At 44.2% G+C, this 7,832-nt stretch carries 10 protein-coding genes; 3 read left to right on the forward strand and 7 right to left on the reverse strand.

Translation table 11 applies throughout. From position 1 onward, the window contains the following. Nucleotides 1–25: 25 nt before the first annotated feature. Both AB4407_RS16590 and AB4407_RS16595 read right to left on the reverse strand, forming a co-directional pair. Entirely contained in the window at nt 26–157 is a 132-nt protein-coding gene (locus tag AB4407_RS16590; RefSeq protein WP_372121347.1) for a hypothetical protein, read from the reverse strand. A gap of 117 nt (nt 158–274) precedes the next feature. Further along, nucleotides 275–769 (reverse strand): YcxB family protein, encoded by a 495-nt coding sequence (locus tag AB4407_RS16595; protein ID WP_372121340.1) that lies wholly within the window; start codon nt 767–769, stop codon nt 275–277. Between the two features lie 280 nt (nt 770–1,049). Between AB4407_RS16595 and AB4407_RS16600 the strand changes: the two genes are divergently transcribed. Then, a complete protein-coding gene (locus AB4407_RS16600; RefSeq protein WP_139685632.1) occupies nt 1,050–1,496 on the forward strand; it encodes a NifB/NifX family molybdenum-iron cluster-binding protein in 447 nt (148 codons plus the stop codon). Next, nucleotides 1,493–1,690 (forward strand): (Na+)-NQR maturation NqrM, encoded by a 198-nt coding sequence (gene nqrM, locus AB4407_RS16605; RefSeq protein ID WP_139685633.1) that lies wholly within the window; start codon nt 1,493–1,495, stop codon nt 1,688–1,690. The genes AB4407_RS16600 and nqrM overlap by 4 nt, the downstream gene beginning before the upstream one ends. Nucleotides 1,691–1,754: 64 nt before the next feature. Here nqrM and AB4407_RS16610 read toward each other — a convergent pair whose 3' ends face one another. Then, nucleotides 1,755–2,033, reverse strand: a complete 279-nt coding sequence (locus tag AB4407_RS16610) for a DUF134 domain-containing protein (protein WP_139685634.1) — start codon at nt 2,031–2,033, stop codon at nt 1,755–1,757. Nucleotides 2,034–2,077: 44 nt separating this feature from the next. Here AB4407_RS16610 and AB4407_RS16615 point away from each other — a divergent pair, with 44 nt between their 5' ends. Then, complete coding sequence (locus AB4407_RS16615) at nt 2,078–2,560, forward strand: PaaI family thioesterase (protein ID WP_372121341.1); 483 nt, start codon at nt 2,078–2,080, stop codon at nt 2,558–2,560. 234 nt (nt 2,561–2,794) lie between these two features. Here AB4407_RS16615 and AB4407_RS16620 read toward each other — a convergent pair whose 3' ends face one another. Genes AB4407_RS16620 through AB4407_RS16635 form a run of 4 tightly spaced genes read right to left on the reverse strand, consistent with a single transcriptional unit; the run spans nt 2,795 to nt 7,648 of the window. Further along, a complete protein-coding gene (locus AB4407_RS16620; RefSeq protein ID WP_372121342.1) occupies nt 2,795–3,949 on the reverse strand; it encodes an ABC transporter permease in 1,155 nt (384 codons plus the stop codon). Then, on the reverse strand, nt 3,946–5,208 hold the full coding sequence (locus AB4407_RS16625; protein WP_372121343.1) for an ABC transporter permease: 1,263 nt from the start codon (nt 5,206–5,208) through the stop codon (nt 3,946–3,948). The genes AB4407_RS16620 and AB4407_RS16625 overlap by 4 nt, the downstream gene beginning before the upstream one ends. 7 nt (nt 5,209–5,215) lie before the next feature. Continuing rightward, nucleotides 5,216–6,190 carry an HlyD family secretion protein gene (locus tag AB4407_RS16630; RefSeq protein ID WP_372121344.1) on the reverse strand — a complete coding sequence of 325 codons (975 nt, stop codon included), beginning with the start codon at nt 6,188–6,190 and terminating at the stop codon, nt 5,216–5,218. Nucleotides 6,191–6,193: 3 nt separating this feature from the next. Further along, nucleotides 6,194–7,648, reverse strand: coding sequence for a TolC family protein (locus tag AB4407_RS16635; RefSeq protein WP_372121345.1), 1,455 nt, complete (start codon nt 7,646–7,648; stop codon nt 6,194–6,196). Between the last annotated feature and the right edge of the window lie 184 nt (nt 7,649–7,832).

The raw sequence follows: 7,832 nt of genomic DNA on the forward strand, positions 1-7,832 counted from the left end.
TGTAGAATAACTACTTATCAGAAAATCACGCCTTGTTCTCAAGCCTTTTTCCTGCGCTATTTCTGATCACTTTCTTACTGTGATTGGTATAACACCCTTCTAGTTGACCATCTTCGACCAGTTGGTGGTGCTTCAGTGCATTAATATCAAAGTTCATAGTAAGTCTTTTCGTTTAAATAAAGAGTCTCTTGGCACTGGCCGCAAATGTTTATAGTTCTATTGTTATGTACCATACGGCATTTTAACCATAAGAAGCTAGTGTAAAGTAAAGAGGTTAGTTTGCGTTCGAGGTCTCGTGCTGTTCAATCATGAAGGCAATGGCTTCATCGCTTAAACAAGATTTACTCACATATTGGCGCTGCTTTCCAATATGAAGGATAAAACCGAGATCGGTCTGTTCAAGTTGGTCTATGTCAGTCCAAGCGATAGTATTGGTCGCTTTGCGGTTTTTATAACTCACACCATCAGTGTCCCCAGAAAAGACCACTTTGCTACCTGTGCCAGAGCTGATTTTTTGTCGCCATAACCACCAGGTTCTTTTGCAGTAGACACTGAATGCTTCAATCACACTCAAAACAATAAAGAACCAACCAACGTAACCGTTCGGTAATAGTTCAAACTCTAATAGAACCACACCAAAAACAAGAAACAGTATTCCTTTCAAATAGGCTTTTGGATATTGAGTCGGAAGGCTTGTTTGATCATAACACTCTGCGAAAAACGTCTTGTCGAGAGTATATTCTGTGGTGAAACCGGATTCTTTAGACATGTGTGGCTACTTTGTAGTTCTTTGTTGAGGCGCATTATATCGCTTCACGCTGGTTTGTCTTAGCAGTTTCAATCCTCTTTTGTAAATCAATAATACTGAATGCGCTTGTTCATGCCAGAGTCAGTTGTTATTTAAACTGAAACTAAATGATGTTGTTGAGCACTTGCTTCTTAACTTAAGTATCCATTCTGTAAATCTTATTTTGCACACGATAGTTATTGGCATATGCTAATAACGGGGCGTATTCTGAATTCCTGATCATCAATAACAGGAAGTTACCATGTTATACGCAATACCTTGTCGTGACCTTCATGTCGGCAACCATTTTGCCCGTTCTCCACAGATCGCGATTGTCGATGAGCAACAACAAATAAAGCATCTTATTCCTTTGGTTGAGTCAGACAGCCCGTGCAATAAGAAGAAGCAATGGATGTCCGTCGTTAAATCTTATGATGTAAAAGCTGTTGTGGTTCGTAACATCGGTAAGAAGATGCTGTCGCACTTGTTCAATCATGATGTTCGCGTTTTTGCATCTAAAGCAAAGGCGGAAGTTACCACTCTGGATTTCAGCAATCTACAAGAAGTAACCGACCTCGATTATGGTCGAGAGCCGCGAAATAGCGGGTGTAGTAATAAAACGTGCGGCGAGAAAGGGCACAAAAAACAAGCTTCGATTTTAATGGCACAGCCTAATCAGCTAGGCGCTATTCGAGGGTTTCGAAAATGACCTTTTTGTTGACGCTATTGGGGTTTGTCGGAGTCGTTACATTGATGGCGATCGGTGTAATTTTTTCACGTAAGCCAATCAAAGGCAGTTGTGGAGGGCTCGCTCAGTTAGACATTGAGCGCGAATGCAATTGCAGGGATGTGTGTGCAGGGCAAAACCGAAAGCTGTATCAGATTACTGAGCCATCAAGCTAAGTATCAAGTTAAGCATCAAGAGTTCTCGCTCGCTGAGTTAAATAACTTCTGGCTAACACGTGAATTAACTGCCTTGAATCATCAACGCATGACCGTTGACGATGCACTTGGCCACTTTGGTACGTGCTCGCTTAATGATGTTGCCGAATGTTTGGCGAGACACTTGCATCTGCTCGGCGGCTTCAAGTTGGCTCAATCCTTCTTGATCCGCTAAGCGTAAGGCTTCCAACTCCTCTAATAGCAGTTCTTCTTTATGAAGCTCGCCCATAGGAACACCATTAGGCTTGAAGCAAGAGTAAGCCGCACGGGTACATAACTGACGATGTTTTTTTGGTCGAGCCATATCAATCTCTAGGAATCTAAGGGTACAAAGGGATAAGGGTAAGTATGAAGGTTTTCATTCCTCACAACCATCGCCGCTGCCAAGTATGCAGCCAAGGCTTTTTTTCAGATAGCCCGATTTGCTTTGAAGCAGTTGGCGATAACGAGAACTTAGCTAAGTATGAAGCTTTAACTAAGCATGAAACACCAGTTAAGCATGAAACTTTAAGTAAGTATGAATCTATTGCTAAGTATGAATCTGTAGCCAAGATTGTACCAACAGATAAAGCTGAGGGCTACGACGGTATTATGCAGGGGGGCATTGTTACCGCTTTACACGACAGCGCAATGTTATATTGCTTGTTCCATAACAATATCAATGCGATGACGGTGAGTTTAACTTCTCGCTTTCACCATCCAATAGCCATTGGTCAGGAACTTGAAATTCGCGCTCAGTGGGTGAAAAGTAGACGTAATCTTTATTTTCTGGAAAGCCAAATTACGCAGTGCGGAAAGTTATGTTCGTCGGCAAAGAGTCAGTTCATGTAAGGACCTAAAACAGAATAGAAGCTGAGTCGATTAGTTGCGGATCTTTAGCTCATACCAATCACTTACTTACTGTGATTGGTATTATTTAGCAATGATAGATTTTAGACCGCGACTATATTGGGATATCAAAACTCCCCCAATAATTGATGTCCAACTATGGGGGCCGTTCATATCAGAGTTTTTTGATGGTTTTGATGAGCGTGAGATTTTAGCTCTAGCGTTTAAATACTAGAGTTAAACAACTGCGATGATACGTTTACTCGATTTGTGATAGAGCTTAAGTGCCAATAACGAACCCCACAGCAAAGTTTGTCCCCATAGCAATGTCCATTGAGACGCCACACCTTGCCAAGAGGCACCCATCTGATTAAGTGCTAAGAAACCTTGGATTGCTGGTGTGCTTGGGAATAACTGTGATAGCAGTACCAGCCACTGTGGCATCATTTCAACAGGCCAGATAAATCCAGACGAGAAGATAAGCGGCATCGAACTGATTAACACCACAACCGTGACTAACTCTCTTCTTGGCACTAGCTCACCGATAAGAATCCCAATCAAACAACTGGACAATAAGAAGGGCAGCAGTAAGGTCAAGATCTGTGTGGTTGAGGCGAGCAGATTTATTCCATACATCGAAAAGCTTGCGCCGAAGTAATACATCGACAGCAAGTAATAGATGCCGACTAAGGTACAACAACGAGCAAGTATCAGTTTCGCTGAAGAGGTTTGACTCCAATAGCCAAACGTTGATTGCGCGTTTTGGGTTGCACTAACTAAACCTGAAGCCATGGCTAAGGTTTGTTGCAGGATCAACACAAATACGGCTGGAACTACGTAATCGATGTATCCCATGCGGCTATTGAAGGTTGGTTTTAGGTTCAAGCTAAACGCGCTGTAGCCTTTGGCTGCCGATTCTAAAGGCACACCTTCAACTAACAAGTGACTGACCTTAACTTGCGCAGCTAACGTGCCACCTGCCTTGGCAAGCCCTTCCACAATGGTTCCGTAGACCAAGAAGTAAGATGCATCACCGGCGTAAGAAAGCGTCGGGCTCTTACCTAGGAGCAAGTCTTTATAGAAGCTCTCTGGGATGACGAGGAACCCACCAATCTCTTGATTAAGAACAGCTTGTTTAGCATCGGCGATGGTGGAGTCTCGACGTACCAACTCGATTTGAGATGTGGCATCCACCATTCGTTCTAATTGGTAGCTGCTTTGGCTTTTATCTAAATTTACAACGGAGACTTTTAGCTGTTGAGGAACTTGGTTCGCGTAAGGCAATGGATACAAGAATGAGTAGAAGACCACGCCACCAAACACGGTGAGCAATACGACAGGGTTACGAAGTACTGCTAAGAGTTCTTGTTTTATCAGTTGAGTAAAGCTCATTGTTTTACTCCTTGTACTGCTTGTTTTTTAGTTTTAGCTGAGAGTGATGCTTGCATTAGATGTTTCTTAATTAATAACATAACCACCAATGCAGGAACTGCATACCACAACATAGAAGAGAGGCTGAACAGCGAATGTGCTGCGCTCATGCCATAGCTAGATTGTGCCGTTTGTACCTCGATATAATGACTCACGGGCAATAAGCTTCTCCAGATTTGCGCCGCCGTGTTCATGTCTGTCACCGGAAAGGTAATGCCCATGAACGCAAAACTTGGCGCTGTAAAGGCGCCAGCGAAACTCATCGCCCTTGCTGGATCAAGCGTTAAGAAGAAAAACAAACACCCCATGATGATACAACTGATGACGGTAAGCAGTTGGGCAATGGTTAATGCCACAAAACTGCCGTTAAACGGCCAATCTAAGAGAACATAGAACCAAAAGCTAAACGCGATACCAAACATCAAAAACAAGACAAGGTAGGGCGTTAGTGTTGATGTTAGTGATTTCATCGGGGCGTTGGATAACCAAGCATGAAGACCACGAGCTCTAACGTTCGCCGTCAAAACCAATATCGTGCCCACCACAATCATGATCTGCCATAGAGCCGGAATAACCGCAGACACTAAGAACTGAGCATAGCTGGTGTTCTTGTTAAACAGTGGCGTAATCTGGCTTTGTACCGTTACCGCTTGCCCCAATGCAGATTGTACCGTGGTATCACCGTGTGAGAGCTGTTTAACCACTTCGAGTTGCGCGTTGAATGTTCCTTGAGCCTGCAACAGAGCCGAGTTCACCAGTTTGCCAATCAAGATAAATTGACTGTTATAGAAAACGGACACTTGCGGGTTCAAGCCTAGGAAAAGGTCTCGGTCAAAGTGTCTTGGTATCACGACATAACCATAGATATCGCGTTCAATCATCGCTTTAGCCGCTTCACTCGCCGAGCTGTATTTCTGAGTCACTTGTAGGGTAGGTGACGCATCAACAAGGCGCGTGAACTGTTGCGAGATTTGACTGTGTTCAAGGTCGACAACCGCAACCGGTAAGTCGCGAGCGATCCCTTGTGAAAAAATCAGCCAGATACTGGCAGCAAGAAGCAACGGAATCCAAGTTAGGCAAGACAACAGCCATTTGTCTTTGCGGATAATCGCCCACTGCCTAAGCAATGTATTTTTCACTTGACGGTGCTCCGGTGATTGCGTGCCTCTAGATTGCGAGGCTGTAGATCGAGAGCTTATAGAGCGAAAGTTAGCAGACATACGTCACCTAAAGCTCAACCACTAGGCTCATGCCCATACGCAGTGTTTCGTTGGTATCGACAGGGTGCGCTTCTACTTCAAAAGTGCGTAAGTCGAAGCCTTGTGCTGCGTCTGTTGAACGCCAAGTCGCGAAATCACCCATTACGGCAATGTGAGTCACTTGGAAAGTTAATGATCTATCCAGAGCTGGAAGGTAAGCTTCAAATTGGCTGCCTTTCTCAAAATGTTTCAACATATCTTCACGCACATTGAGCACCGCCCATGCATCTTTAGTGTCAATCACGGTCACAACAGGGAAACCTTGAGGAGCTAACTCACCGCTACTTAATAGTACTTGAGCCACTTCACCACTAAACCAGCTGTGGATCTGTGTGTCTTTTGCGTAAGCTTCAACTTCCGCTACTGCGCCCGCCGCCATTAACGCTTTTTGAGCGGCTGCCACTTTGGTTTCGTCACGAGCACCTTCTTGCGCCAATTGATACATTTGGAACGCAGCACTTTCGGTGTACTTCGCTGCTTGCCATTGAGTTTTCGCTTCATCACGCTTCTGCTCGGCAACCACACCATCGTTGTAAAGGTTGTTTACACGTTGGTAAGTTTTGTCCATGAGATCGGCAGCTGCTTTGGCTTTTAACCATTGATCTTTAGCTGCTTGAATCTGTTGAGTACGCGCGCCATTCTCGGCTTCTTGAGCTAATGCCCCCGCAGCTTTCTGACCGGCTTTTGCTTGTTCTAGCTTCGCATCAATTTCAGGGCTAAGAAGAGAAAAGATCAATTCGCCTTTTTCAACCGAATCGCCTTTACGCACGAATATTTCATCAATTCTGCCAGGCACTTTCGATGAGATACTGTATTGCTGTGCATCGATTTGACCTTGAAGCTTAACAGGTTGAGGTTGATAAGCTTGGTAAAAACTGTATCCGACCCAGCCAATAATGCCGATACCAACTATAGATAGAAGAAGGGGCTTAATAGGTTTCATGAGTTATCCTTTTGACTGGCTAGCGGTGTCTGTTTTTGAGTCGAAATCAGACGTAACAGAAGAAGTTAAGTAACTTGAGTAAGCATTCATTTCGCTGGTAAGCGCCAAAAGCTTGTTGAGAGAGATAAGATATTTGAATCGAGCAGCAGATTGCTGTGTCTTAATGCTCGCAAGATATAGCTCGGCATCAACCACTTCGAATGAGTTAGAGAGACCTTGTGTGAAGGCTTTTTTACGAAGTGAAAGGTTTTCTTGAGCTAAAGACAGACTTGAGTTGAGGCCTTGAACTTCTTCAATTGCTTGGTTCGCTTCAAGATAGGTCTTTTGTACCAATACGGTTAAGTCTTGTTTGGCTTGCGACTTAAGGAATTGAACCTGCGATACGGCACTGTGAGCCGCAGCGACTTTGTCGGAACGGCCTGAAGTGTCAATCAACGGCACATTTACACCAAGACCAACTAACCAATCGGGTTTCATTTCACTGGCTAGAGAGTCATCTTCATACAGGCTATAGTCACCGTAAAGATACACTTCTGGGTAGTATTTACCTTTCTCTGCCTTGATTAAGCTGCTCGCTTGTTTCTCTTTTGCATCAAGAATCTTAAGGCCAGGGTAGGTCATGAGAGTTTGGTCAATGAACACGTCCATATGAGGCAGGTTCTTATTGATAAACAGTTGTTCTGAAGGCTCGACACTTTGGCTCTGGCCAAGGATCTGAGTCAGTGCTAACTGAGCAATCTTAAGGTCGTTCTGCGCTTTGGTGCGTTCAACAACGGCTTTATCTAAAGAAGCATCCGCCTGCAGGCGTTCTACTCGTGCGATTTGTCCTTGTTGTTCAAGCTTGATGGCGAAATCACGATGCTGAGTTAAGCCAGCTTCAACGGCTTGACGTGTTTTTACAACGTCTTCCGCTAAGATCACCGAGAAGTAATATTTACTCAAGTCTTCGTAGCGCGCTTGCTTCTCCATCAATAGTTGGCTTTGCGCTTCTTCACTTCTACCTTCGGCAGCAGTTTGCGCAGCGGTAATTCGTCCGCCTGTAAAGATAGGCCAAATAGCACGGATGGAAGAGCTGAAGATGTCTTGTTCGGTGATGGTTGAGGTAACACCACCAAGCCTACTTAATATGGGTTGAAGAATACCTCCAACGGCACCTAAATTTGGCACGCCACTTAAGCTATTTTTGAACTGTTCACCATTGATCGTCACATCACTATCAAGGTGCGTATAGTTAGCCCCTAGTGTAATAGATGGAAGATTGAGGCTACTTGTTGAATTCTGAAGATGTTGATAACGTTCGACGTTGGCTTGTTGAGCCGCAAGTGAGTTGTTGTTCTCTTGCAATATTTGCCACGCTTCAGAAAAAGTGAGCGGGGCAGAGAAAACTGGCGAAGCAAATGTGCCGAGAAGCATACTGGCGAGCGCAAGGTATCGGAATTTTGGTTTGGTCATCTGCATTAAATACCATTTAGAGTATTAGCTCTAATGCTAACAGGGCGATAGTCATTTGTCTTGAGATGATTGTCTCACATGATTAGAAACTCTCATAACTCGTTAAGTTAACGTAATAAAGTACGTGATGTGGGCTACAAAGATCACTGAAACGAAAAGAGCACGACAAAGCGTTAATGCCGATCAGTTA

The organism is Vibrio sp. 10N.261.46.E11 (genome assembly GCF_041472735.1).
Lineage (GTDB): Bacteria > Pseudomonadota > Gammaproteobacteria > Enterobacterales > Vibrionaceae > Vibrio.

Excerpts from the sequence above, each read along its gene's own strand:
- AB4407_RS16590 (WP_372121347.1), bottom strand. The coding sequence starts at position 157 with ATGAACTTTGATATTAATGCACTGAAGCACCACCAACTGGTCGAAGAT.
- AB4407_RS16595 (WP_372121340.1), bottom strand. The coding sequence starts at position 769 with ATGTCTAAAGAATCCGGTTTCACCACAGAATATACTCTCGACAAGACG.
- AB4407_RS16600 (WP_139685632.1), top strand. The coding sequence starts at position 1,050 with ATGTTATACGCAATACCTTGTCGTGACCTTCATGTCGGCAACCATTTT.
- nqrM (WP_139685633.1), top strand. The coding sequence starts at position 1,493 with ATGACCTTTTTGTTGACGCTATTGGGGTTTGTCGGAGTCGTTACATTG.
- AB4407_RS16610 (WP_139685634.1), bottom strand. The coding sequence starts at position 2,033 with ATGGCTCGACCAAAAAAACATCGTCAGTTATGTACCCGTGCGGCTTAC.
- AB4407_RS16615 (WP_372121341.1), top strand. The coding sequence starts at position 2,078 with ATGAAGGTTTTCATTCCTCACAACCATCGCCGCTGCCAAGTATGCAGC.
- AB4407_RS16620 (WP_372121342.1), bottom strand. The coding sequence starts at position 3,949 with ATGAGCTTTACTCAACTGATAAAACAAGAACTCTTAGCAGTACTTCGT.
- AB4407_RS16625 (WP_372121343.1), bottom strand. The coding sequence starts at position 5,208 with ATGTCTGCTAACTTTCGCTCTATAAGCTCTCGATCTACAGCCTCGCAA.
- AB4407_RS16630 (WP_372121344.1), bottom strand. The coding sequence starts at position 6,190 with ATGAAACCTATTAAGCCCCTTCTTCTATCTATAGTTGGTATCGGCATT.
- AB4407_RS16635 (WP_372121345.1), bottom strand. The coding sequence starts at position 7,648 with ATGCAGATGACCAAACCAAAATTCCGATACCTTGCGCTCGCCAGTATG.